The sequence below is a fragment of the Bacteroidota bacterium genome (genome assembly GCA_040388375.1).
In the GTDB taxonomy this organism is placed as follows: Bacteria; Bacteroidota; Bacteroidia; order UKL13-3; family UKL13-3; genus JAAFJM01.
Genome location: JAZKBU010000009.1, coordinates 195,979 through 222,493, shown reverse-complemented (window position 1 = coordinate 222,493; position 26,515 = coordinate 195,979). Strand labels below are relative to the sequence as shown.

The 26,515-nt window shown below is 34.4% G+C and carries 26 protein-coding genes; 18 read left to right on the top strand and 8 right to left on the bottom strand.

Annotation, left to right across the window (positions count from 1 at the left end):
• Positions 1–260: 260 nt before the first annotated feature.
• Positions 261–1,994 (bottom strand): histidine kinase N-terminal 7TM domain-containing protein, encoded by a 1,734-nt coding sequence (locus tag V4538_14790; GenBank protein ID MES2382311.1) that lies wholly within the window; start codon positions 1,992–1,994, stop codon positions 261–263.
• Between the two features lie 134 nt (positions 1,995–2,128).
• Between V4538_14790 and V4538_14785 the strand changes: the two genes are divergently transcribed.
• The 5 genes from V4538_14785 to V4538_14765 all read left to right on the top strand — a co-directional run bounded on the left by V4538_14785 (position 2,129) and on the right by V4538_14765 (position 7,173).
• On the top strand, positions 2,129–3,538 hold the full coding sequence (locus tag V4538_14785) for an HD domain-containing protein (GenBank protein ID MES2382310.1): 1,410 nt from the start codon (positions 2,129–2,131) through the stop codon (positions 3,536–3,538).
• A gap of 81 nt (positions 3,539–3,619) precedes the next feature.
• The gene (locus tag V4538_14780) at positions 3,620–4,369 is read left to right on the top strand and encodes a T9SS type A sorting domain-containing protein (protein MES2382309.1); all 750 of its coding nucleotides are present in this window, start codon (positions 3,620–3,622) and stop codon (positions 4,367–4,369) included.
• A gap of 314 nt (positions 4,370–4,683) precedes the next feature.
• A complete protein-coding gene (locus V4538_14775; protein ID MES2382308.1) occupies positions 4,684–4,980 on the top strand; it encodes a hypothetical protein in 297 nt (98 codons plus the stop codon).
• A gap of 141 nt (positions 4,981–5,121) precedes the next feature.
• A complete protein-coding gene (gene ftcD / locus V4538_14770) occupies positions 5,122–6,807 on the top strand; it encodes a glutamate formimidoyltransferase (protein ID MES2382307.1) in 1,686 nt (561 codons plus the stop codon).
• A 135-nt stretch (positions 6,808–6,942) separates the two neighbouring features.
• Entirely contained in the window at positions 6,943–7,173 is a 231-nt protein-coding gene (locus V4538_14765; GenBank protein MES2382306.1) for a hypothetical protein, read from the top strand.
• Between the two features lie 9 nt (positions 7,174–7,182).
• Here the strand turns inward: V4538_14765 and V4538_14760 are convergent, their stop codons facing one another.
• From V4538_14760 to ribD, 5 genes are read right to left on the bottom strand one after another with little or no spacing between them, the layout of a single operon-like run.
• A complete protein-coding gene (locus V4538_14760) occupies positions 7,183–7,893 on the bottom strand; it encodes an SDR family oxidoreductase (protein MES2382305.1) in 711 nt (236 codons plus the stop codon).
• Positions 7,894–7,903: 10 nt separating this feature from the next.
• A complete protein-coding gene (locus tag V4538_14755; GenBank protein ID MES2382304.1) occupies positions 7,904–9,658 on the bottom strand; it encodes a T9SS type A sorting domain-containing protein in 1,755 nt (584 codons plus the stop codon).
• Complete coding sequence (locus V4538_14750) at positions 9,655–10,275, bottom strand: YigZ family protein (protein MES2382303.1); 621 nt, start codon at positions 10,273–10,275, stop codon at positions 9,655–9,657. The genes V4538_14755 and V4538_14750 overlap by 4 nt, the downstream gene beginning before the upstream one ends.
• The gene (locus V4538_14745) at positions 10,259–11,146 is read right to left on the bottom strand and encodes an EamA family transporter (protein MES2382302.1); all 888 of its coding nucleotides are present in this window, start codon (positions 11,144–11,146) and stop codon (positions 10,259–10,261) included. Before V4538_14745 ends, V4538_14750 begins: the two co-directional genes overlap by 17 nt.
• Before the next feature lie 30 nt (positions 11,147–11,176).
• Complete coding sequence (gene ribD, locus V4538_14740) at positions 11,177–12,232, bottom strand: bifunctional diaminohydroxyphosphoribosylaminopyrimidine deaminase/5-amino-6-(5-phosphoribosylamino)uracil reductase RibD (protein MES2382301.1); 1,056 nt, start codon at positions 12,230–12,232, stop codon at positions 11,177–11,179.
• A 133-nt stretch (positions 12,233–12,365) separates the two neighbouring features.
• Here ribD and prmC point away from each other — a divergent pair, with 133 nt between their 5' ends.
• From prmC to V4538_14715, 5 genes are all read left to right on the top strand, one after another.
• Positions 12,366–13,226 carry a peptide chain release factor N(5)-glutamine methyltransferase gene (gene prmC, locus V4538_14735; GenBank protein ID MES2382300.1) on the top strand — a complete coding sequence of 287 codons (861 nt, stop codon included), beginning with the start codon at positions 12,366–12,368 and terminating at the stop codon, positions 13,224–13,226.
• A gap of 84 nt (positions 13,227–13,310) precedes the next feature.
• Positions 13,311–16,280 (top strand): insulinase family protein, encoded by a 2,970-nt coding sequence (locus tag V4538_14730; protein MES2382299.1) that lies wholly within the window; start codon positions 13,311–13,313, stop codon positions 16,278–16,280.
• 159 nt (positions 16,281–16,439) lie between these two features.
• Positions 16,440–17,570, top strand: a complete 1,131-nt coding sequence (locus V4538_14725; GenBank protein ID MES2382298.1) for a glycosyltransferase — start codon at positions 16,440–16,442, stop codon at positions 17,568–17,570.
• Positions 17,571–17,631: 61 nt separating this feature from the next.
• Positions 17,632–18,348 carry a YebC/PmpR family DNA-binding transcriptional regulator gene (locus tag V4538_14720; protein ID MES2382297.1) on the top strand — a complete coding sequence of 239 codons (717 nt, stop codon included), beginning with the start codon at positions 17,632–17,634 and terminating at the stop codon, positions 18,346–18,348.
• Between the two features lie 88 nt (positions 18,349–18,436).
• Entirely contained in the window at positions 18,437–18,916 is a 480-nt protein-coding gene (locus tag V4538_14715) for a hypothetical protein (GenBank protein MES2382296.1), read from the top strand.
• A gap of 135 nt (positions 18,917–19,051) precedes the next feature.
• Here the strand turns inward: V4538_14715 and V4538_14710 are convergent, their stop codons facing one another.
• Positions 19,052–19,435, bottom strand: a complete 384-nt coding sequence (locus V4538_14710) for a hypothetical protein (protein MES2382295.1) — start codon at positions 19,433–19,435, stop codon at positions 19,052–19,054.
• 220 nt (positions 19,436–19,655) lie between these two features.
• On the opposite strand from V4538_14710, the gene V4538_14705 reads away from it, so the two are divergent.
• The 8 genes from V4538_14705 to V4538_14670 all read left to right on the top strand — a co-directional run bounded on the left by V4538_14705 (position 19,656) and on the right by V4538_14670 (position 25,442).
• Positions 19,656–20,345 (top strand): aspartate/glutamate racemase family protein, encoded by a 690-nt coding sequence (locus V4538_14705; GenBank protein ID MES2382294.1) that lies wholly within the window; start codon positions 19,656–19,658, stop codon positions 20,343–20,345.
• A gap of 35 nt (positions 20,346–20,380) precedes the next feature.
• Positions 20,381–20,824 (top strand): GNAT family N-acetyltransferase, encoded by a 444-nt coding sequence (locus tag V4538_14700; GenBank protein ID MES2382293.1) that lies wholly within the window; start codon positions 20,381–20,383, stop codon positions 20,822–20,824.
• Positions 20,824–21,555 carry a BlaB/IND/MUS family subclass B1 metallo-beta-lactamase gene (gene bla / locus V4538_14695; GenBank protein MES2382292.1) on the top strand — a complete coding sequence of 244 codons (732 nt, stop codon included), beginning with the start codon at positions 20,824–20,826 and terminating at the stop codon, positions 21,553–21,555. Before V4538_14700 ends, bla begins: the two co-directional genes overlap by 1 nt.
• A 131-nt stretch (positions 21,556–21,686) precedes the next feature.
• Positions 21,687–22,019, top strand: coding sequence for a metalloregulator ArsR/SmtB family transcription factor (locus V4538_14690; GenBank protein ID MES2382291.1), 333 nt, complete (start codon positions 21,687–21,689; stop codon positions 22,017–22,019).
• Between the two features lie 18 nt (positions 22,020–22,037).
• Positions 22,038–22,505, top strand: coding sequence for a DUF6428 family protein (locus V4538_14685; protein MES2382290.1), 468 nt, complete (start codon positions 22,038–22,040; stop codon positions 22,503–22,505).
• Between the two features lie 14 nt (positions 22,506–22,519).
• Complete coding sequence (gene arsB / locus V4538_14680; GenBank protein ID MES2382289.1) at positions 22,520–23,590, top strand: ACR3 family arsenite efflux transporter; 1,071 nt, start codon at positions 22,520–22,522, stop codon at positions 23,588–23,590.
• Positions 23,591–23,602: 12 nt separating this feature from the next.
• A complete protein-coding gene (locus tag V4538_14675; GenBank protein MES2382288.1) occupies positions 23,603–24,667 on the top strand; it encodes an ArsO family NAD(P)H-dependent flavin-containing monooxygenase in 1,065 nt (354 codons plus the stop codon).
• Position 24,668: 1 nt separating this feature from the next.
• The gene (locus V4538_14670; GenBank protein ID MES2382287.1) at positions 24,669–25,442 is read left to right on the top strand and encodes a metallophosphoesterase family protein; all 774 of its coding nucleotides are present in this window, start codon (positions 24,669–24,671) and stop codon (positions 25,440–25,442) included.
• 22 nt (positions 25,443–25,464) lie between these two features.
• Here the strand turns inward: V4538_14670 and V4538_14665 are convergent, their stop codons facing one another.
• Positions 25,465–26,514, bottom strand: coding sequence for a glycosyltransferase family 9 protein (locus tag V4538_14665; protein ID MES2382286.1), 1,050 nt, complete (start codon positions 26,512–26,514; stop codon positions 25,465–25,467).
• Between the last annotated feature and the right edge of the window lies 1 nt (position 26,515).

The window sequence follows — 26,515 nt, the reverse complement described above, 5'->3', positions numbered from 1 at the left end:
AAAGACAGCCTTTTTTATTTTTTAAACTTTTTAAGTAATTAACTATGTTTGTTGTTTCGCACAGTCTTAATCTTCAAAGATGATAGAAAGATTATAAATGATCTTATAGCTTTTTATGCAATTTGGGGATGCTAAAACGAAATAAGTTAGGCGTATGATTTTTGGTTGTTGTCCTCATTACATAAAACTAATTATGCTCTATATAGTAAGAGCATATAGAATTGAGTTTGTAATTATGAGATATAGATTAATCTGAGTGTTCAAGTTTGAAACTCAATTGTGAAAGTTGTTCCGGTCCCTAATTCACTTTTTACACTAATCTGTCCATTGTTTTTTTCAATAAAGTCCTTACAAAGATGTAAGCCTAATCCAGTGCCTTTTTCTTCTTTTGTTCCTAATGTAGTAAATGTTTCTGTACTGAATAGTTTTTGTAGTTTATTTTCATCCATTCCGATTCCTGTATCTTTTACTATAATTGTCGTTTTGTGACTTGATACAATTGAAGATATGGTTATTGTGTCGAATTGATTACAGAATTTGATAGCATTGGAAATTAGGTTTCTGAATACTAATTGCATCATGTCTTTATCTACTAATAGGGTACAATCGCTACTGATTAAATTAATAACTTCGATTTTTTTGTCTGCAGCATTTTTGGATAGGTAAGTTATTTCTTTATCAAGAATTTCTTTTATTGAATGTATTTCTTTCACTGTGCTTTCCTGATCAATTTGGCTTTTTGACCAGTTAAGTAAATTATCAATAAGGGAAGAGGTGTAATCGACATTTTCTGAAATGCTAGGAAGCACGGCTTTCAATTCATCAAGTGATAAATAACCCTCTTTTGCAATAGCTAATAGACTTACTAAATTAGCTAAGGGTGTTCTTAAATCGTGAGAGATAATGGAGAACAGTTTATCTTTTAATGCATTTGTTTTTTGTAACTGCTCTGCTTGATTTTGTAGTTTTTCTTCTGCTAATTTATTTTCGGTAATATCCCTAAATAATAATAGTGTTCCATTTTGTATAGCATTTTTATTGACGATTGTTGTAAAAGTTATTTCAAAATGTTTGGAGTCTAAATTGATAATTGTTTTATCATCTTTACCATGCTGTAATAGCGTAGTTAGGTTTTGATTATTTATTACTTCATTTAGTTTTTTCCCAATTATGTTGTCACTTGTAAGCCCTAAAAATTGACTTACTATTTTGTTGGTATCAATTATTCTCTTATCCCAATCTAATATTATTACTCCATCATTCATGCTTTCAATTACTTTTTCACGAGCAAGCGGAATTAAATTGAACAGGCTGAATTTTAGTAACGCAAAAGCAATAGCTGCTGAAGTAGTAATAAATGCATAAGGAGTTAAATCAATATGTTGGAATGGCCTGTAACCTATTAGATAAATAAGATTTGTAATCCATGGAATGAGTGCTGCTATTAAAATAGCTATGTATTGTTTTTTGTATATTAGATATCCTTTTTGAAAGAATCGAATGAGCATAAAAATACCCCAGCCGAGCATAAAGTAAAAATATACTGTATGTACATGGTACCAGATTCCGGGTTGAAAAGATAATAAAGGGAAGTTGCTTTCATTACTTACGGATACTGTTTGGTAGTGTAAGTGATGTAGATTGTTAGTCCAAACCAGTAGTAAGGCAATAGCCGGAAATATGAAGATTTTAAGATAATTTAGTGGGGTGAGCCAATTAGATTTTCCTGTAAATTTAATGACAAATACAATCCAAGCTGAGGGGAGAAATGTGATTCCTATATATTCAAAATTGATGAATAGTAACATTTGGTTAAGGTCACTACTTGCCAGTTCTAAAGCGTATGCAATGGACCAAATGGAAATACAAAGCATCATAATTGAAAACCACTTCACTGCACTTCCAACTTTTTGGAATACGAATAGTGCTAGCAATAAATTGGCTATTCCTGACATTAATAAGGTTAAAGCAAATGCATTAAATTGAATGTTCATAGGAAATATATTGCTGCAAAATACTATAAGATTAATATTTATGCTAACTGATTTTAGTGTTACAAAATATATAACAGAGGTATAATATATTAAGGGGGAATAGATAATATTTAATAATTTGCACAAAATTTAGAATGAGAGAAAAATTAACAAGCCCTATTTTTAAACAACTTCAACAATGTGCTGATTCGTTGGGTTTAGAAACCTATTTGATTGGTGGTTATGTTCGGGATTTGATTTTAGATAGAGCTTCGAAGGATATTGATGTTGTTGTAATTGGGGATGCTCTTCCATTGGCAAAATCATTTGCTTTACGAAATAAGCAAAGTGATTTTGCGATTTTTAAAAACTTTGGTACTGCTATGGTTAAAACAGATGAATGGCAGGTTGAGTTTGTTGGATCAAGAAAGGAAAGTTACCAAGCAGATAGTAGAAAACCAAAGGTATTTGCAGGTACATTAGCTGATGACCAAAACAGGAGGGATTTCACAATAAATGCACTGGCTATATGTTTAAATGAAAATAGATTTGGCGAGTTTGTTGATCCTTTTGGTGGTTTAGAAGATATACAACAAAAGTTGATAAGAACTCCTTTGGAACCGGCTATTACTTTTAGTGATGATCCTTTGAGAATGTTAAGGGCTATCAGATTTGCATCGCAATTAAACTTTACCATAGTACCGGCTACTTTTGATGCTATTAAAAATAATGCGGAACGTATAAAGATTATTTCTTTTGAGCGTATCAGTGAAGAGTTAAATAAAATATTGTTATCTCCTAAACCTTCTATAGGTTTAAAGTTGCTTTTTGACAGCGGGCTGTTGGAACTTGTCTTTAAAGAGCTATATAATATGCATGGTGTTGAAGTAAAGCAAGGGAAGGGACATAAAGATAATTTTTACCATACTATTAATGTAGTTGATAATATAACTGAAGAAACAAATGATCTTTGGTTAAGATGGGCGGCCTTGTTGCATGATATTGGCAAGCCATTAACGAAGAGATTTATTGCAGAAGAGGGTGGCTGGAAGTTTCATGGGCATGAAGATAAAGGAAGTAAAATGGTACCTCAAATATTTAATCATTTAAAGCTGCCCCTTAATGAAAAAATGCGCTATGTACAGAAGTTAGTTGCATTGCATCATAGGCCAAAGGCTTTGGCTGAAGATGGCGTTACTGATTCGGCTATCAGGCGCTTGATAGTTGATGCTGGTGAAGACTTAAATGATTTATTTGTTTTGTGCAGGGCTGATATGACTACCCGATTTGAGGAAAAAAAGAAACTTTATAAAGCCAACTTAGATAAGGTACAGCAATTGGTAGCTGAAGTAGAGGAACGTGATAAACTGCGTAATTGGCAGCCTCCTATTGATGGTGAAATGATAATGAAGACATTTAATTTACAACCATGTAAGGAAATAGGCATTATAAAAAATGCTATCAGGGAGGCTATATTGGATGGTAAAATTAAAAATGATTTTGAGGAGGCTTTCAACTTAATGAAATTGGTAGCTAGTGACTTAGGTGTAAATGATTCCAATTAATATTGTTAATTTGTTATTGGTAATTAATTGGAGTAGAGAAAAGCATTGAATTTTATTATATAAAAACAAACTATTGAACTTATGAAAACTAAATTTTTGGGTGTATGTGTTATGACGGTATTGCTATATACTGGCGTCTTGAATGCACAAGTATGTAATGTAGATTTGAATATTAAATCTACTGGTGTTTTTCCTTCGGTTTTGCCAGCAGGTAGAGTAAATGTAGCGTATAGCCAGGTTTTACAATATTATGTAACTAAAGATACCATAGTAAATGTACCCAATTTTGGTCTGGTAAATGCCAAGGTTGATTCATTAAGGATAAAACAAATTATTGGTGTTCCGAATGGAATGGCTTATGAGTGTAACAATGGTAATTGTGCTATTGGTGGAGGCACTAATGGTTGTATATTGGTAACAGGTACGCCTACTCAAAAAGGAGTTTATCCATTACAAATTGTTATTGAAGTGGATGCTTCTGTATCTATCTTTAAACAAACTATAACGGATACGTTAACGGATTTTACTCTTACCGTTAATGCTGGTGTAGGTGTAAATGAAGTAATGGATTTTAGTGGAAAGGGGTTTATTATTTATCCAAATCCTGTAACGGAAAATGTATTGCATTTAAGTGCCTGGAGTAATCAATCGGATCAATGTAATATGAGTTTAATTGATGCACATGGGAGCTTGGTATTGGAGAGCAGTTATTCACTGGGTAAGGGTACTAATGAACTAGGGATGAATATTCCAATATTGCCTTCAGGATTGTATTATTTAAAGTTGAGTTCATCTTCAGGAGTGTTTTATCAGAAGTTTTTTAAACAATAGAAAACCAATAGCAATAATACTTCGTAAATACTGTCAAAAAATTGGCATGTAAATGTTTTAGTGCGACATTTGATTATTTTTTTAGTTCTTTTTTTATGTAAATGGCTGATTTTGGATTAAAACAGCACTTTTTCTAACGGTTTTCCTATTTAAATAGCAGTTTGTTTTGAATGCTTAATAAGTTTAAATATTTGAAAACAAGCATTTTGTGGACGTTTCTACCCATTTAATCATTATTTAACAACCATTCAAATAGGTTTTACGTATATTCGAATAAGAAAAAGGACAGATTTAAACTTTAAATAATTAGAACTATGGCAACTTTTACAAAAAACGAATTAAACAGAACTTCTTTTGCTAATTTAAACCCAAAGTTAAATAGTGTAAGCCAACCTCTGTACATCAGAGCGTTTGAATCGGTATTGTTTTATGTGAAAAACATGCTTGATTTCATGAAGTTTTTATACTTTGTAATAGTTATAGCCATGGTAGTTGGGGTTTTGTTTGAAATAAAATGCATTTATCATATTGATATATTTCAAAATGTAGATACTCCTTTTGATACTTATTTTTATTCAGCTAAAGAATCGATGCCAACTGCGCTACAATAAATAAACGGAATTTTGTTAATTAAAGCTATCTCACGAGTGAGGTGGCTTTTTTTATGCACTTTTGGTAAATCTTATTACTGTTCAAACAGTAAATTTTATTAGTTTCGCTCACCTATAATTTTAAAGTAATTAAATTGAAATATGACTAAATTAATTGAATGTGTTCCTAATTTTAGTGAGGGAAACGATTTGCAGGTAATTAAGCAGATTACTGATGTAATAGAAAGTGTAGAAGGTGTTAAGTTATTAGATGTTGACCCGGGAAAAGCTACTAATAGAACGGTAGTAACTTTTGTAGGGGAACCAAATGCTGTTATTGAAGCGGCTTATTTAGCAATAAAAAAAGCGGCTGAAGTTATTGATATGAGTAAACATAAAGGGGAGCATCCAAGAATGGGAGCCACTGATGTTTGCCCATTAATTCCGGTAAGTGGGATTACCATGGAAGAAACGGCTGCGTTTGCACAAAAACTAGGAAAAAGAGTTGGAGAGGAATTGAATATTCCTGTTTATTTATATGAGTACGCACAACCGAATAAAGAAAGAAATAATCTTTCAGTTATTAGAGCAGGGGAATACGAAGGTTTTTTTAAGAAAATAAAACAAGCAGAATGGAAACCTGATTTTGGACCTGTTGAGTTTAATGAAAGAGCCGGTGGAACAGTTATTGGTGCACGCGATTTTTTAATAGCCTATAACGTAAATTTAAATACAAAGTCGGTTCGTTTGGCTAATTCTGTAGCTTTTGACATCAGGGAAGCGGGTAGGGTTTTACGTGAGGGAAATCCTATTACGGGTAAAATAGTAAAGGATGCTGAGGGTAATGAGGTAAGAATACCCGGAACTTTGAAGGCTTGTAAAGCAATAGGGTGGTATATTGAAGAATATGGTATTGCGCAGATAAGTATTAACCTGACTAATTATAAAATTACTTCTGTTCACCAGGCATTTGATGAGGTTTGTAAAAGCGCTGAAAAAAGAGGCATGCGTGTAACTGGTTCGGAGCTGGTAGGCTTAATTCCTTTGGAAGCTATGTTAGCGGCCGGAAGACATTATTTAAACAAACAAAAACGTTCGGTTGGCGTAAGTGAAGAGGAGTTAATTCAAATAGCTATTAAGTCATTGGGATTAGATGAATTGGTTCCTTTTGATGTCAACAATAAAATAATTGAATATAAATTAAGGGATGCCGGTAAGGAAAAATTAATTGGGATGAACTTACGTAGTTTTGCCAATGAAACTGCCAGTGAAAGTACTGCTCCCGGAGGTGGTTCAATTAGTGCATATGTTGGTAGTTTAGGTGCTTCGTTAGGAACTATGGTTGCTAATTTATCAGCAGGTAAGCGTGGTTGGGAGGAGCAAGTTGCTTATTTTAGTGAGTGGGCTGATAAAGGACAGGTTATAAAGGATAAATTATTGAAAGCGGTAGATGAAGATACCAATGCTTTTAATGAAATTATGTTAGCCTTTGGTTTACCTAAAGCTACTGATGAAGAAAAAGCAGCCAGAACTTTGGCTATAGAAAATGCCACTAAATATGCTTGCGAAGTTCCTTTGAAGGTAATGCAAACTGCTTTTGATACTTTGGATTTACTGAAAGCAATGATTGAAAAAGGAAATCAAAATTCTATTACGGATGCAGGCGTAGGTGTATTGTGTGTAAAAACCGCAGTACGTGGAGCATACTTTAATGTTTTAGTAAATGCCAAAGAATTAAAGGATAGAACTTTTGCTGATAAATTAATTGCAGATGCAAAAAATTTACTGGCTAAGAACCATCAACAGGCTGACGAATTAATAACTAAAGTAGAAGCTGCCTTGGTATAAACATGTTGAGATTTGCTTCACTTCATTTTATATGAAGTGAAGCAAATTTTTATAAGATAAATTGGAATGATAAAATCGTTAGTTGTAAAGATATTTTCTATTTTGTTAATGCTCGCAGCCCCTATAGTTAGCGGCATGGCTTTTATAGAATATTACCATGTAAGATACCAGCATTTAAAACCAGCTTATCCTTTTGGTAAATGGATAAATGAAACAGGACTTTCTTACGAAAAATCAATTTTATACATAGGTATAGCCGCACTTATTTTTGCGGTGTTGGCTTATGTAAGCTTATTGATAAAAAGTTTAATACGGGTTGTTTTGATTTTATTGGTTATAGCCATCGTTTATGTTATAACCCGATAAACTTTCTTATTAATCTATATCACCTAACTGAGGCCTTATTATTATTTCTTCTACAACGGTGTTGTTTGATAGGGAGTATATATTCCAAATGGTATTGGCTACATCTGTAGTTTTGATAAAACGTTCTGCAGGTAATTCTGTATTACTCCAACTATCTGTTAACGTGGCTCCCGGCATTACCGCACTTACTTTAACGTTATAGTTTTTTAATTCTTCACGCAAAACTTTAGTCATGCCCAACATAGCATATTTACTTATGCAATAGCTGCTTCCGTTGGTATAAGCTGTAATGCTGGCTGTGCTGCAAATATTAAAAACATAACCTTCTTTCCTGTTTTTCATGCCCGGTACTATTTCGCGGGTTAAATGGTATGCACTGGCTAAATTGGTATTTATTTGTTGTTCAAAAATGCCATCCTCTTCTGTGAGTATGCTTCCCGGAATAAATACTCCTGCATTGTTAATTAACACATCTATATTTTCAAACTCTTCTAATACATCGCTGGCAAATGCTTGCACTGCAATTTTATCGCTTACATCAACTGAGGCCAATAAGAATCGTTGGTTTTCGTATTTATTCCAGAGTTCTGCTTTAAAGGCGTTCAGTTCTTTTTCGTTGCGTGCACAACCTGCTATATTAAATCCTTTTTCTGCAAATAATTCTGCTAAGGCACGGCCTATTCCTTTTGTTATTCCTGTAATTAAAACTGTTTTGGTCACGTATGTTGATTTAGTTTTTTATAATTTTTTGAACAAATAATTTATCGCCTACGCTTACTTTTACAAAGTATAAACCTGATTTAAAATCAGAGGCGTTTAATACAGCTGTTTGGTGCTGATTGTTTAATTGGTAAATTGATTTTCCTTCCAAGTTTATCACATCAATATTAAAGGCTTGCATAAGGGGTAAGTTAATTTGTAAGCGTTCGTTGTTATTGGCAAATCCGTATGTATTTATAAACTGTATAGGTAATTGACCTTGTATATTATCAACTGAGGTTGGATTAAGGATACTGCGTTGGATAAATGAATTGGTAAGAGTTGTATAGTGTGCTTTATTGAAAAGAATACTATCGTTTTGTAAAACTATCTGAGCAAACTGTGGAATGGTCATATTGTTTTGGTATGATGCCATTGATGTTATCAATAATTTAATGGTATTGTCCACACCTATTGACTCTGCTATATCAGTAACGGCCCCACTCCAAATATCGCCTAAAGCGTAGCGTTGTAATGTAAAGTCTGTTTTATAGTTTTTGGTGTTTAAAGTGTTCCTGCCGTTCCATGTTTCGTTACCATCCCAATTAAATACTTTTCGCCAATTATAGTCGCTTAATTTTAGTGAATATAAAACAGCCATAATATCTGCATTGCCTTCATCTATACCTATTCTTTCTTCTCCATCGCTTGAGTTTGGTGATATGTAATAACCTATAGCGTGTGTGTATTCATGGGTAATTACATCGGCATCTTCTGAATCGGGAATACCTCCAATGGCTAGTATCATGTATGGATTGGTATCTGTAAATTCAAATCTTGAGTTTTCGCTTAAATCGCCTAAAGCATCTACCCATAATTGATTTTGTAAATTGGTTATACCTACATTCTGAATGATGTTTTGGTATTGGCTAATGTGGTACATAGCCATTTCCTGTTTGAATATATCGGTATTGCGGGTAACTGCTAAGTTTGAAATATTGTTTAGTTTAAACGGATCAACAAAGGGGGCAAAAATATCTTTAATGAGTACGTATTTGTTTGCTGCAATAAATTGCCCGCTATCACTGTATTGTAATGACAGTGAAACATTTTTCCTCTCATTGTTTAGCGAAGGGGTATCTATTTTGTTGTAGTTTAAGTAGGGTGCTACGTAAGGGCTTCTAGCTGTTGAAAGTGGATCAGGGTTAAATAGTTTTACTGTAACGTTTGTATCTACCGGGCCTTTGTTTAAGCTTTTAATTTGCTGGTAAAGTATATTGTTGTTTTGGTCAATAATTTGTTCGGTATTGCCAACTGTTTTTTTGTTTGCGTTTATCAACTTACTACCATCAAACATCCATAATTCACTATTGGTTAATGATTGGATATTGTTGGTTTTTATATTGCGTAAATCGGATAGGCTATTTAGTATATTGATTATTTGACCTTGACTATTAAGGGCTATTTTTATATTGGACTGGTATACTTCTTTGTTTAAATAGGTTTGTATAAACTGGTAATGGGTACCTACTAAACTCTGGTAAGTATGTTGCAGTTTTATATCTACATTATCAAGTTGTAATTCGGGTATGGTATTGAGTAAAATTTGTTTGGCTACATCGGCCATTGGTGTTGCCATTTTATTGGCTGCTATGGCATTGTTGATTCCTGTTTCGGGTATGCTTAGTGTGGCCGTTTTTTGTTTAATATAGGTGCTGCAATTGTTTTGTTGCGCCTGAATTAGTAAGCCTGACAATAAGGTTATAGCAGTAAACAGTTTTTTCATAGGATTTGGATAAATTTTATTTGTGTTATTCCTGCATCGTTCAGTTGCTTAATAACTTCATCGGCTTTCGATTTTCTAACCTCAAATGTAAATAAGTTTGGGTTAAAGTTATCTGTTTGGTAAATTTTTATTGTAAAATGTTTGCTAACTTTATAGATGGCATTATGCATTAAATAATCTGCCTCTAATTGGTATTGTTCTATTATTTGTTTTTCAAGAATAATGGCATTGACTAATGCATCGGCAGCTGCTGCATGGTAGGCATTGATAAGGCCGGGTACTCCCAATAATTTACCTCCAAAATAGCGAACCACCACTACGAGTGTTTGTGTTACATTTTTCTGTAGTATGGCTCTTAATATAGGTTTGCCTGCTGTATTGGCTGGTTCACGGTCGTCACTACTTTTTTGAAACTCTTTCTGCGCACCTAAAATTAATGCCCAGCAATGGTGATTGGCTTGTGAATGTTCCTTTTTTAATTGTTTGATAATTTGTTTGGCTTCGTCTTCAGTTTTAACATGAAAAGCCAGCCCAATAAATTTGCTGCCTTTGTCTTTAAACTCACCTTGGGTTGTTTGACCAATGGTATAATAGGTATCGTTAAAAAATAAGTCCAATGTATTGATGGAATGAAATGAGAATAATAGCAATTAAAGCCAGACCTAAACCAATTAGGTTTTGTTTGTTTAGTTTTTCATTGAAAAACAAAACGGCTACTAAGGTACTTGCTGCAACAATACCAATGTTGTTAATGGGGAATATGCTTGCACTTTCAGTAGCATAATAGCTCAATGTTTTTACTAAAAAAAGCATGCTGAAATAATTGGGTAGGCCGAGCAGAAATCCCCAGAAAATATTTTTAAGTTTAATTTTTTCCTGCCTAAAAATAACGAGGTTAAGGAGGTAAATAAAACCAATAACAAAAGCCATTGTAAAGGTAATGGTAATAATATGTGATTCGCTGGTGGCGGGTATAAAATGGGTTTGTATAAAATTGAGTATGGTGTCAATAAAACCACTGCCAATAAATACAATAAATGGTAGTAACCATGTTCCTTGGTTTGTACTGGTGGCGTTTTGTTTTTTGCTGATAAAATAAATGGAAAGCAATGAAAGTATAATACCCAATATTTGAATGGGAACCAGATTTTGCTTATACATAACCAGTGCAAACACAATAGGTATAACTACAGATAGTTTGGCTGAAACCATACTGACAGAAACGCCCATTTTCTGGGTTGTTTGACCAATGGCAAAAAATATACTGATAAATAAAAAACCTAAAAGTAACGTGTATTTAAACCATTCCTCGCTATAAAATGTGGTTGTTATAACAGCTTGTTCACTGTCAATTAAATTACCGAGAATAGCACAAGTCAGGTAATTAAAAATAATAGCTTGTAGTGTGTTAACACCCACTTTTTCAAATATCTTAAAGAAACTAACGGTAATGGTTGATGCGAGTATACTGAGTAGTAAAAAAATCATTGAGCGTTATAAAAGTGCTGTTATGTGAAATTAATTTTGAGGGGCTAATAACCAATTGGCGGTTACTCCATCAATGGTATCGGATTGATAGTTTATGCCATTTATAAATGGTGCTTTAACTCCATCGTTTATAGTTTTGGGCGAAATAAACTGAATAGCTTCGTCCCATAGGTTAGCATCAATAATGGTATTCAGTAACTGACTTCCTCCTTCTACAATTAAGCTTTGAATTTGATTTTGGTACAGGTGATTCAATATATCCTCAAACCAGTTTTTAGAAAAATCTATCTGTACAAAAGTTAAGTTTTTAGCTGATTCTTTTTGTTGCTCTGTAAATACAATAGTTGGTATGCTTTTATCAAATAGTTTTAAGCTATCGGGTAAACGCAAAGTTCTGTCAATAACAATCCTTATTGGGTTTTTACCATGCCATGCTCTTGCATTTAAAGCAGGATTATCCAATAGTGCGGTATTGGTTCCAACCATAATAGCGTCTTCTTCGGTACGCCATTTATGTACCAGTTTTTGTATGGTAAAGCCTGTAATATGTCTTTGTTGTTCAAACTCCTCGGCAGTTAATTTACCGGCATCAGGAGCAATATAACCGTTGTGGGTTTGTGCCCATTTTAATATAACATAGGGTTTATGTTGGGTAACAAATTTGATAAAACGCCTGTTTAAAAACCGGCATTCTTTTTCTAATACCCCCACTGTAACATGAATACCTGCGGCCTCTAATTTGCTTATGCCATTGCCTGCTACTTTTTCAAATGGGTCAACTATACCTACTACCACTTGTTTAATTTGGTGTTGTATAATCAAATCGGCGCAAGGAGGTGTTTTACCAAAGTGATTGCACGGTTCGAGGTTTACATACAAAGTAGCTTCGTTCAGCAATGATTTATCTTGTACGGCTGCAATGGCATTTACTTCAGCATGGGCCTGGCCAAACTGTTGGTGCCAGCCTTCGCCTATCACTATATTGTTATGCACTATTATACACCCTACTAAAGGATTTGGCGATACTGAACCCGCTCCGTTTTGGGCCAGTTCAATACAACGTTGCATATAAAGTTGGTGGTTCATGAATGTGGCGCAAATTAAATGAATAATTTTAAACCACTTGTTTAAATAATGAAAGATAGGTGCCTTTTTGTGTATTGGGAATAAATTAAAAACAGGGTGTCAATTATATAAAATGTAGGTAAGTTTGCGCTTTATGATTTTGCAAGATTATTATAATCAATACTATTTAAAGTTACAAAAACTATATGAGCCCGGTGAAGCGCAAAGTATAGCTAACTGGGTTTTTGAAGAGGTGTTATTGATTAAACCGCACCAAATTAAACTGCTTAATAAGTATTTAACAGAAGGCGAGGAAAATATTTTAGAAGCTATTTTGGGGCGTTTGTTAAATGCGGAGCCAGTTCAGTATATATTAGGCTATGCTTGGTTTTATGGCCATAAATTTAAAGTAACACCTCAGGTTTTAATTCCACGTAACGAAACGGAAGAATTGGTGGAGCTGGTAATTACTACTTTGCAAAATAATAATTCACAAGGGCCACTTAAATTAATAGATATAGGAACCGGTAGTGGCTGCATTGCCATTAGTTTACAACTGGCATTGCCTCATTTAAAAGTTTCTGGTATTGATAAAAGCACGGAAGCACTGGCTTTAGCCACTAAAAATGCAGCTGAGTTAGGTACGAATGTTATATTTAGTGTGGAAGATATTCTGGAACCCTCTGATGCTTTGAGCAATGAACTGTTTGATGTAATAGTGAGTAATCCACCTTATATTTTATTGGATGAGCAGGAAGGGATGGAAAATAATGTTACCCAGTTTGAGCCACATGAAGCCCTGTTTGTTACCAATAAAAACCCGCTACAGTTTTATATTGCCATTGCCGATTATGCAAAAAAGTGTTTGAAAAATCAGGGGTATTTATTTTTTGAAATTCATCAGGATTACGGATTACAAACGGCTGAAATGCTGCGCAGTAAAGGTTTTGTGGAAGTAAAGGTAATGAAAGATATTAACGGAAATGACCGTATGATTGTTTGCCAAAACGCATAGACTTCCATTTGTAAAAAAAACGAGACATTTATTGAGTTTAAGTATATACTTGCGCCTCAATTCAAAATTCAGTATTACAGCATAATGAAAAAAATAGTATTTGCACTTTCTTTATTGGCAGGTTTACAGGCTATTGCTCAAAACAATAATAATGTAAAACAAGCCACCACTTCACCTCAATACGTAACCTTACAAAAAACTTCGGCTAATGGAAAATATACTTATACCACTGTAGCCAACGACCCATTGGGAGTACGCACCTATAAGCTGCAAAATGGCTTAACGGTAATGATCAGTGTAAACAAAAAAGAGCCACGTATTCAAACTTTTATAGCTACCAAAGCGGGTAGTAAAAACGACCCGGCAGACAATACAGGATTAGCGCATTATTTAGAACATATGTTGTTTAAGGGAACGGATAAATATGGCACTAAAAACTGGGAAGAGGAAAAAAAGCAGTTGGATAAAATAGATGCTTTGTACGAGGTTTATAATAAAACAACTGACGAAAAAACCAGAACAGACATTTATCACCAGATAGATTCGGTAAGTGGTGTGGCCAGTACTTTTGCTATTGCCAATGAGTACGATAAAATGATGAATACCATTGGTGCGCAAGGAACCAATGCATTTACCAGTTTGGAGCAAACAGTTTATGTAAACGATATTCCTCAAAATCAATTGAGCAAATGGATTACCATTGAAGCAGAACGTTTCCGTGCGCCTGTTTTGCGTTTATTTCATACGGAATTAGAGGCAGTATATGAGGAAAAAAATATTAGTTTAGATAATGACGGCAGAAAAGTATACGAAGCCTTATTGGGTAATTTATTTAAGAAACATCCTTACGGTACACAAACAACTATAGGTACGGTTGAGCATTTAAAAAATCCTTCGTTGGTTAAAATCAGGAATTATTTCAATAGTTATTATGTGCCTAACAATATGGCTATTGTTTTAAGTGGAGATATAGACCCTGATGCAGCGATAGCTATGATTGATGAAAAATTTAGTTACATGCAAACAAAGGCAGTACCTGCTTTTAACAGCCCAGTTGAAAATACGAATAATGAACCCACTATAGTAAACCTATATGGGCCTGATGCAGAGAATTTAATGATAGGGTACAGGTTATCGGGCTCTGGTACGAAGGAAGAGTTATTGTTAACTATGTGTGATATGATTTTGGCAAATTCAAAAGCAGGGTTAATTGATTTGAATTTAATTAAACAACAAAAAGTATTATCGGCCTCTTCAAGCCCTTGGGTAAACCACGATTACAGCATTTTGTTTTTAACTGGTAAACCAAAACAAGGACAGTCGTTAGAGGAAGTACGCCAGTTGTTACTAGCGCAAATTGATATAATTAAAAAAGGCGATTTTGATGAAAACATATTGAAAGCCATTATTGCTAATTTAAAAATATCGAAAATTGAAGAGCAAAAAAGTAACCAAGGCCGTGCGTATGCTATGCTTGATGCTTTTACTTTAAGTCGTAAGTGGGAAGATGCAGTAAGAATGGTTGATAATTTGAATAGTATTACCAAGGCTGAAATTGTTGCTTTTGCCAATAAATATTTTACCAACGATTATGTGGTAATCAATAAAAACAAAGGCGAGGATAAATCGATAGTAAAAGTACCTAAACCTGCTATTACCCCCGTTGATTTAAACAGGGACGATGTTTCTGCATTTGTTACTGCCATTAAAGAAACACCAAACGATAATATTAAACCACGTTTTGTTAACTATAAAAAGGATTTAACCATTACTAAATCAAAAGAAAAAACACCTATTTATTATGTTCAGAATAAAGACAATGAGTTGTTTCAATTGTATTATGTACTGGATATGGGCAGGTTTAACGATTTAAAATTACCTGTTGCCTTTAATTTATTGCAATACTTGGGAACCGATAAAATGAGCAGTGAAGAAATAAGCAAAGAGTTTTTTAAACTGGCTTGCGATTTCAATGTTTCTGCCAGCGATGAGCAGGTATATGTGAGCTTAAGTGGATTGAATGAAAATTTTGAGGCTTCAGTCCAGTTATTTGAAAATTTATTGTCTAATGCCAAGCCTGATGAAAAAGCTTTAAACGATTATATTGAACGTTTATTAAAGGGTCGTGCTGATGCTAAATTAAACAAAGCAGCTATTCGCAGAGCTTTAACTGCCTACGCTATGTATGGCACTAAAAATCCGTCAACGCATATTCTTTCAACCGATGAGTTAAAACAATTAAAAGCAACTGATTTGGTAGAAAATTATATAAAAAAAATAAACCAATACAAGCATACTATTTATTACTTCGGCCCACGTTCTGTTGCAGGTTTAAACAAAACCTTGACTGCTTTCCATAAAGTACCGGCTAAACAATTACCATATCCGGAAGCGGTTAAGTTTACGCGTAACCAAACCAATGAGAATACTGTGTTTTTTACTGATTATAAAATGGTACAAGCAGAGGTTACCTGGTTGCATAATTCAAACAAAAATTTTGATGTAAGTCTGGTACCAACTTCACAATTATTTAACGAGTATTTTGGTGGCGGTATGAGCAGCTTGGTTTTTCAAACCATACGCGAAAGCAAAGCTTTGGCTTATTCAACTTATAGCCATTTTCAAACACCTAATAAAAAAGCCGATCCTTATTATACCATTGCTTATGTGGGTACGCAAGCCGATAAAATAAATGAGGCCATTCCTGCCATGAATGAGCTGTTAAATGGTTTACCACATACCGAAGCTAATTTGGTTGCTGCTAAAACGTCTATAAAAAGTGGTATTGAAACAGAAAGAGTAAATGATGAAAGTATTATTTTCAGCTATGTAAGTAACCAAAAGTTAGGTATTAATTACGATATGCGTAAGGATGTTTATGAAAAAATGGATAAGATTAATTTTGCTGATTTAAATACATTTTACCAAACTTACTTTATAGGTAAACCTTATTTTTATACTGTAGTAGCTTCTAAGGAAAAAGTAGATATAAACAGCTTGGCTAAATACGGTAAAGTAGTAGAAGTGAGTTTAACTGATATATTCGGGTACTAAGTATTCCGGTTTTTAATAAAAAAGCTTGTTAATGGTTATACTTTAACAAGCTTTTTTTATGGAACCAGTCATTTTTTACGTGTAAGTGGGGTTAGCAATCAACACATTGTTTAAAATTTGGGGTTAACTAGGCTTGTTTAGCTATTACTTTTGCGGCTCATGGATATATCATTTAACTTTTTAAATAGTATTTTTATAGGAGTACTGGCAGTAAGCTTGCTGGTGCTTTTGTATTATTACTTTTTTTATTTTGCTAAATTAAGTTTTTATAAGCCTAATCAAACGCTTGCTAACGAGCAAGCACCTGTTTCAGTTATTATTGCAGCACGCAATGAATACAAGAATTTAGAAAAAAATTTAAAAGCGGTTTTAGAGCAAGATTACCCGAGCTTTGAGGTAATAGTAGTAAACGATTGTAGTTGGGACGAAAGCCAGAAATTATTAGAGTATTACCAGGAAGTTTATCCCCATTTAAAAATAAGCCAATTAAAAGAGCAGGAAAAATATCCTACCGGTAAAAAGTTTGCTTTAACCATTGGTATTAAAGCTGCCCAATACGATAATTTAGTATTTACCGATGCTGATTGTAAGCCTGCCAGCAACAAATGGCTGGCGTTGATGGCTCAAAAGTTTACGCCCAATAAGGAAATTATATTGGGTTTTTCGCCCTATACTACACAAAATACCTTTATTAATTTAATAGCCCGTTTTGAAAATGCCATTACGGGTATGTTTTATTTTTCGGCCGCTATTCGTTTAAAACCATTTATGGGTGTTGGCCGTAATTTAGCTTATACCAAAGAGTTGTTTTTTAAACAAAAAGGTTTTGCCTCGCACCAGCACATAATGAGTGGCGATGATGATTTGTTTGTAAACAAAGCTGCTAACAATAGCAATACGGCTATACAGTTGGATGCTGATAGTTTTGTATATACCGAAAGCAAAAAAACATTTGGCGATTGGGTGAAACAAAAAACAAGGCATAACACTACCGGTAAATATTACAAACCTGAACATAAAATGTTATTGGGTGGTTTTTATGCCGCTAGTTTATTGTTTTATGTTTCGTTGATTGGCTTGCTTATAACTGACCTTTATTTATGGCAAATACTATTGGGTGTGTATGTTTTTAAATTGGTGAGCCAATCGGTTATTTATTTCATGGCCTTTAAAAAATTAAAGTACCAGAACCTTACCTGGTTTATTATTCCGTTGGATATTTTATTTGTTATTTATATTTACATTTTTGGTACCGTAGGCTTATTTGCCAAGCAAAAAAAGATTTGGTAACAGGTAGTTTGATAATGCGTTTGCAAGTATTATTTTGCACACTTTAATTTGGATTTATTATATGGGAAGAGTTTTTGAAAAGCGCAAACATAAAATGTTTGCCAGATACGCTAAAATGAGTAGAACCTTTACCAAAATAGGTAAAGAAATAGCTATAGCCGTAAAAGCAGGAGGTGGAAGTGGTGACCCTGACAGCAACTCACGTTTACGTGCCATTATAGCCAATGCAAAAGCTATCAATATGCCTAAAACCAATATTGATGCAGCCATTTCAAGAGCAACCAGCAAACAGGATAAAGATTTTGAAGAGGTTATTTACGAAGGCAAAGGCCCTCATAGTGTAGCCATGATTATAGAAACAGCTACGGATAACCCAACACGTACAGTAGCTAGTTTACGTAGCTATTTCAACAAAAAAGGCGGACAATTACTGGTAAGTGGTTCGTTAGAGTTTTTGTTTGAGCGCAAAGGTATTTTTAGAATAAAAAGTGAAGGTATTAATCCGGACGAGTTTGAGTTGGATATGATAGATGCAGGTTTGGAAGAACTGGACGTAGATGATGAAGGTTACTTTAACTTATCGGTTGCCTTTACTGATTTTGGTAAAATGCAACACGCTTTGGAAGAAAGAAAAATAGAAATAGTGAATGCCGAATTACAACGTATACCTACACAACCTATAGAACTAACTGAAGAGCAGGAAGCTGAGTTTAATATTTTATTGGATGTAATAGAGGAAGACGATGATGTGGTAAAAGTATATACCAATTTAGGTTAATTCAACTAACCGATAAAAAAGCCCTCTGTACTGTTTGTATAGAGGGCTTTTTTGTTGTAGATCTAAATTATTAAATAGTATGAAAATTATGAATAAGCAAGGAATTAAAAATATAATCGGGCTAGTTGTTATTACAATAACAATTGGTTGTTCTTCTCAGACAGCGCCTATTCAATCACAAGGAAACAGGACTGGAGATACAGTTGAAGTAAAGCGCAAAATTATTAGCTGGGAAGAATTTGATCCTACATCAACAATGGGGCTAATAGATATAAGAAAAGAACACCTACAGGGAGTTTGGACAGCCTATCAGGGCGCATTACGTAATGGTTATTATGCTGATGCGATACAATTGACCACCCCTGCACTCATGGAAGTAAAAGATGATACTTACAGGCGGAATGCAGCAGATACTTTTACCAAATTTATTATCTCAGATAACCTGATCATAAAAGCAACGGAAGCAAAAATGGATACGGGAATCATTAACAAAATTACAGCAACCGAACTGACCATTTCATGGAAAGACAAAACAAATTACACCAGGTATTATTACAAAGTAGCATAACAAGAATTTAAAACAAATGCAAAACCAGAGCTTATAGGTTATACTTGTTGGTAAGAATAGCACACGCCATAGGCGTGCGCTAACTTTAGGCTTGGTAAATTTCATTCACCAAGGTTTTTTATAGGCCTTAATAATTTACAGTACTTTACTTGCAAAAGTGTTGAAGCCATCACGAAGTGCTTTGAATAAATTGCAATAGGTGTCTACTTCGTCTCGCAATTCAACGTGGTCAGGAGCCAGTTTATGGTCAGTGGCTACCGGATTTTTCGATTCTTCACTGGCAAATGCTACTTCAGCGGCATTTATTTTATGCCTTAATTCATCATTTACTTCCAATTGTCTGATGAATTGATTTTGGTAACTTTCAACCAAAGCTGTCATTTCCTTTTTTGTATTTGCTTTTACTATTTCTTCTAATCTGTTTTGTAATGATTGAATATCATCTTTGAAAAATTGTAAAGTATTTAACCATTCTTTTCTTTCTGAATGGAGTGCTGATACGTGTTTCTTGTTTTCCATGTTTTATGTTAATTTATTGCTACACCGAAGATGGGCGTAAAAGATGTCCTATAAAATGAGTAACATCACAATAATTAAGGATAAAACGCAATCATTTTTATACTCCAACGAATAAAAGTCGATGAAACAATAATTATTGAAGCACAATCAAAAAAAATATTGTTAATACTACATTTGCAAAGCAGGTAACGATTAATTATAATTAAAATAATAACAAAATATGCAAACACTCGGACTTATAGGAGGTATTAGTTGGGTATCGACAGCAGATTATTACAGGCATATTAATGAAGGAATAAATGAAAAACTGGGCGGGCTTAATTTTGCCCAATGTGTTATTTACTCTTTTAACTATGCCGACATCAAAAAGAACAATGATGCCAACGATTGGGAAAGTACTTTCCAAATGATAGCAAAAGCTTGTAATCATTTAAAATCGAGTGGGGCAACAGGTATTGTTTTGTGTGCAAACACCATGCACTATATTGCGGACAGGGTTGAAAAGGAAGTAGGGCTTCCTATTATTCATATAGCAACAGCTACTGCAAACGAAATAGAAAAAATGGGATTGAAAAAAGTAGGTTTGTTAGGCACGAAATTCACAATGGAGCTGGACTTCTTTACCTCGAAATTGACAGGTAAAGGTATTGAAACTATTATACCCAATGAAACGGACAGGGCATTTGTGCATCAAACAATTTTTGATGAATTGGGCAAAGGGATAGTTACCCCACAAACCAAACAACATTACCTAGCCATTATTGAAGACTTAATCAATAATGGTGCAGAAGGAATTATTTTAGGTTGTACTGAAATACCTTTGCTTATTCAACAAGCGGATGTTTCTGTACCGACATTTGACACCGCATTATTGCACTCAAAAGCAGCCGTTGAGTTTGCATTAGCATAAAAAACACTAACACTGAAAATACAATTAGATAAAAAATGAATATTAGAGAAGCGAGTATTGACGATATAAAACAAATACAAATAGTAAGAAATGCAGTAAAAGAAAATATGTTGTCGAACCCTAACTTAGTGACAGACGAAGACTGCAAAGAATTTATGACGGTAAGAGGAAAAGGCTGGGTTTGTGAAGTGAATAATGAGATAGTTGGTTTCTCCATTGCTGACCTGAAAGACAATAATATTTGGGCTTTATTTTTAAAACCTGAGTTTGAAAAGCAGGGAATAGGTAAGCAATTACACGACATAATGATAGACTGGTATTTTACACAAACAAGTGATACTGTTTGGCTGGGTACTGCACCCAAAACAAGGGCTGAAACATTTTACAGGAATGCAGGTTGGAGAGAAATTGGTATACATGGAAAAGGTGAAATTAAGTTTGAAATGACTTATCATGATTGGATAAACAGGAAAGCGTAATGAAAGTAATTATAACAGCTATAATCAGTTTTATTTTCCCGACAGTACTATTTTCTCAGTCAGCAATGAGTCCTTTAACAATAACGCATTTAACAGGCGACTTTTATGTATATACGACTTATCATGTATATAAAGGAACACCATTTCCTGCTAATGGACTTTATTTGGTAACAGACAGTGGCGTTGTAATGATTGATACACCTTGGGATACCACACAATTCCAACCTTTACTGGATAGCATTCAAATGAAGCATCGCAAAAACGTAGTGATAAGTATTGCTACGCATTCGCATGAAGACAGAACGGCTGGATTGGAATACTACCAACAACAAGGCATAAAAACTTTTACCACTAAGCAAACAGCATTAATTTGTAAAGCACAGAATCAAAAGCAAGCGGAGTTTTTAATTGATAAAGACACTGTTTTCATGGTTGGCCAATATAGGTTTCAAACTTATTATGGTGGTGCAGGGCATACGCCTGATAATATTGTGGTATGGTTTGAAAAAGATAAAGTTTTATATGGTGGCTGTTTAATAAAGAGTGTAGAAGCTATTGACCTTGGCAATTTGGGTGATGCAGATACAAAACAGTGGCCAACTACTATAAAAAACATACAAAAGAAATTTGGTAAACCTCAATATGTAATTCCCGGACATCAGGATTGGACAAACAAAAGTGCATTGATGCATACTTTGAAATTGTTGCAACAACATGCAAAGAAAAACTAATGGCGACAAAGGTTTTACGTTTCTAATTTACCGTTAATACGCTTTCAATAAGTCAGACCCCAACAACTCATTTAAAAAAATATTTGTTGTTTTGAATCTTTATCGTAATATTGCAATATAGCTATAAAGAAATGGGCACTACCAAAACAGAGCATTTTACAGATAAACAAAACACCATTGCAACACTTGCAAAGGCATTAGGACATCCTGCACGGATTGCCATTTTAGAGTATTTAATAAAAGTAGATGCGTGCATTTGTGGTGATATTGTAAATGAACTTCCATTGGCACAGCCAACAGTTTCGCAGCACTTAAAGGAACTTAAAAATGCTGGACTTATAAAAGGCAATATTGAAGGTAACGCTATTTGTTACTGTATTGATGAAAAGGCTTTACAAAAACTGCAAAACTATTTCGGAGCCATTTCAACCAAGTTAGAAAAAAAGAAAAACAATTGTTGTTAACTAAAAAATAAACATAAAATGAAATTATCAGACATAAAAAAATACTTAAGTACTGCAGAGGCAGTAAACTTTGAACTTCAAAACGGAACTTTAGTTCCTGAACATTTTCATGTTACCGAAATTGGTGTAGTAAGCAAACACTTTATTGACTGTGGTGGCACCATAAGAAATGAGAAAGTAGCCAACTTTCAGTTGTGGGATGCAAACGATTTTGACCACCGTTTGAAACCAACAAAACTGCTTAATATTATTAAACTATCAGAGGATAAGTTGGGCATGGAAGATTTAGAAATTGAAGTGGAGTATCAGTCAGACACCATTGGTAAATACGATTTAGACTTTAATGGAAAAAACTTTGTATTGGTGTCAAAACAAACAGCTTGTTTGGCTTCTGACAGTTGCGGAATTCCGACAGATAAACTAAAAGTAAATCTAGCTGAAATGACAGCCCAAAATACTTGTAAACCGGGCGGTAACTGCTGTTAATAAATAGATAAAATATGACAGCAAATAATTGTGCACCAGTAGTAGAAAGAAAGAGACTAAGTTTTTTAGACCGATTTTTAACCTTATGGATTTTTATAGCAATGATTTTGGGTGTTGCCATAGGTTATTTTATTCCGTCAAGTAGTGGTTTTATCAATTCTTTTTCAAGTGGAACAACCAATATCCCATTAGCCATTGGATTAATTTTAATGATGTATCCACCGCTTGCCAAGGTAAAGTATGAACAGATGGGAGAAGTATTTAAAAACACAAAAGTGCTGGGCGCTTCATTGTTTTTAAATTGGATTGTTGGCCCTATACTTATGTTCTTTTTAGCATTAATATTCCTGCAAGGTTATCCGGAATATATGATTGGCTTAATTTTGATTGGCTTAGCCCGTTGTATTGCCATGGTAGTTGTTTGGAACGATTTAGCTGATGGGAACCGAGAATACGCAGCAGGATTGATAGCATTGAATAGTATTTTTCAAGTACTTTTATACAGTGTTTATGCTTATGTTTTTATAACAATTCTTCCTCCCATTTTTGGCTATAAAGGTTTTGAGGTAAACATAAGCATTGGTCAAATTGCCGAGAGTGTAGGTATATATTTAGGCGTTCCTTTTGCATTGGGTATTATAAGCCGATATTCACTTATAAAATTAAAGGGAACTCAATGGTTTCAGGATAAATTTGTTCCTGTTATCTCCCCAATTACTTTAATAGCCTTGCTATTTACCATAGTTATTATGTTTAGTTTAAAAGGCGAACTCATTGTTCAAATTCCAATGGATGTGGTGCGGATTGCTATTCCACTCGTTGTTTATTTTGTAATCATGTTCATTGTTAGCTTTTTTGTTGGAAAGTATTTTGGTGCAGATTATTCAAAAAGCACCTCCATTGCTTTTACTGCTACAGGAAACAACTTTGAATTAGCCATTGCAGTAGCCATTGGTGTATTTGGTATTAATAGCGGACAAGCCTTTGCAGGGGTAATTGGGCCTTTGGTTGAAGTGCCTGCATTAATAGCTTTAGTTAATGTTGCTTTTTGGTATAGAAAAAAATATTTCACAGAAAACCAATAATTCAATTAACCAATGAAAGAAATTTTTGATACCATTGTTATTGGAGGTGGACAAAGCGGATTGGCATGTGGCTATTATCTCAGAAGAGCTAAAGTCAATTTCATCATATTAGATAAACAGCAAAACCCTGGTGGTGCTTGGCTGAATGCTTGGGATAGTTTAACCCTTTTTTCTCCGGCAGATTATAGCTCTCTACCTGGTTGGTTAATGCCAAAATCAAATAATAAATTTCCCCTGAGACAAGAAGTGATTGATTACTTAAATAAGTATGAAGCGCATTATCAACTTAATGTTAGACGAGGCGTAGAAATTAGCAAAATAACAAAAGAAGAAATAGGCTTTAAGGTTTATACTGACAATGGTATTTTCTATGCCAAAACAGTTATTTCCGCAACAGGAACTTGGGGCAATCCATACATTCCAAAAGTGGAGGGGATAGAAAAATATTCAGGCATCCAAATTCACTCCGGAAACTATAAAAAGCCCCATGATTTTGTAGGTTTGAAAACATTAGTGGTAGGCGAAGGTAATTCAGGAGCTCAAATCGTTGCCGAAGTTTCAAAGGTTACTACGGTAAAATGGTCAACTAAAAAACAACCTGAATTTTTACCTGACGAAGTAGATGGATATTACTTGTTTAATGTAGCCTCCGCAAAATACAAAGCAGAACAGGAAGGAAAACCTTTTGATGCATCGCAATACAGTTTAGGAAATATAGTTATGGTTCCGCCTGTTAAAGAAGCCCGCCAAAGGGGTGTATTAGTTTCAAGTGGAACATTCAGCAAACTTTATGACAAAGGTGTAATTTGGGATAATGGCGAGCAAGAGGAGTTTGATGCCATCATTTGGTGTACCGGTTTTGGTTATGATACTTCCTATTTGAAATCGTTGATAAAAACGGATGAAAGAGGCATTGCCAATACCAAAGAAAGTAAGTCTTTGGATGTAGATGGGTTGTGGTTGGTTGGTTATGGCGGTTGGACAGGGTACGCTTCCGCAACGCTTGTAGGATTAAACAGAACTTCGAAACAAACAATTCAAGAAATTGAAGAATTTTTAAAATCAAAAAATACATAAAATGAAAATTGCATTATTCAGCGACATCCATGCAAACCTTCCTGCATTGGAAGCCTTTTTTAAAGACCTTGAAACTACAAAACCCGATGCGATTTATTGTTTAGGGGACTTGGTAGGCTATAATATTTGGCCTAATGAAGTAATAAATGAAATTAGAAAAAGAGGTATTCCAACCATTGCCGGAAATTATGATTTTGGTGTTGGCAGAACTTCAGACGACTGTGGTTGTGCCTATAAAACAGACGAAGAAAAAGGAATGGGTGTTCAGTCAATTGCGTTAACAAATCAGTTAGTAAACGCTGAGGAACGCCATTATTTACGAACACTTCCTGCACATATTCAAGTAGAGCATCAACTCAATAATGACCAGTTATTTTTATTGATGGTTCACGGTAGTCCACGAAAAATAAACGAATATTTATTTGAAGACCGTGAAGAAAAAAGTATGCTGCGTATCATGGAAACTTCTAATGCAGACCTTATGTTTTTCGGGCATACACACAAACCATATCACCGTATTTTCGAATATGATAAAGATGGACAAAAGGCATTTCGCCACGCTATCAATTTAGGTTCCATAGGTAAACCAAAAGATGGAGACCCAAGAGGCTGTTATGTAATGATTAGCCTAAACGACAATAGTAGCAAATTTGATAAAGACAGTATTCAAGTGGAGTTTATACGAGTGGCTTACGATGTTGAAAAAGCAGCAAAGGCTGTAGAAGAAAGTATTTTGCCTAATGTTTATGCTGATATGTTACGCAAAGCGTATTAGCAATACATACATAAACAATGTATTAATAAATTTTAGCCAATAACTCCGCACAGACCAACTGTGCTTCTGAAATGCTTATACGTTGTATACATGGATTAGTTGGATGCACACAGGTAATTTGGTTACACGGATTACATTCCAATACATGGTGTATATATGCAGTGTTTTTACCAAACGGATAAAATACAAAAGGTTCACCCGGTCCGAATAAACCAAGCGCAGTAGCACCACTTACGGTGGCTATACATAAAGGTCCACTTTCGTTACCTACATACAAAGTGCTTAGTTTGGCTAAAGCGCTAAACTCAATTAAGTTAAATAAGCCGGCAGTATTGTAAGTTTTAAAAGGAATATGCTGTTGTATGTTTTCAATACTTTTTATATCAGATTGATCGCCTGTAAAAAGAATATCGAGCTGATGTTTTTCTTTTAAATAAACAGCCAGTTTAGCAAAGTTATCAGCAGGCCATTTTCTTAATTCCTTGCGTGCTCCCGTATGAAATAGGGCTATGTTATTTAACTGATGTGTTTGCAAATACTGCTTTACCTTTTCTATATTTTGTTGGCCTACATATATTTCAGGTTGCGGGTTTGCAGGTATATTTTTTAGTAAAGGTGTTATAATTTGCAAATTGGTAAATACCTCGTGCGGGTGTTTGCCTGCACGCATATTGGCAAAGCGCACCATGCCCCTGTCTAACCTTACTTTTGGTTGGTGTGCTGCAGCATACCTGATGCTTCTCCAGTTGCCTCTTAAATCAATAATCGTATCGTAGTAACCAGTTAAATCGTTCCATGAATGTGTAGCCACATCAATACCCGGATGATGCTCCACCAAACTCAATGCAAAAGGTTTGCATAACAATGTTATTTCTGCTTCAGGATGGTTTTGTTTTAATAAATCAAACACATGCAGGCTGTAACATAAATCGCCTATTTCATCAAGCTTAATACACAATATACGTTTAGGCGAGTAAGTGCTTATATTTTTATTAGCATTAACAGCTTTGCTTAGCAACATAGAGGCTGCGTAAACAGCTTTTTCTTTCCAAGTAAAACTGAAAAATTTCATG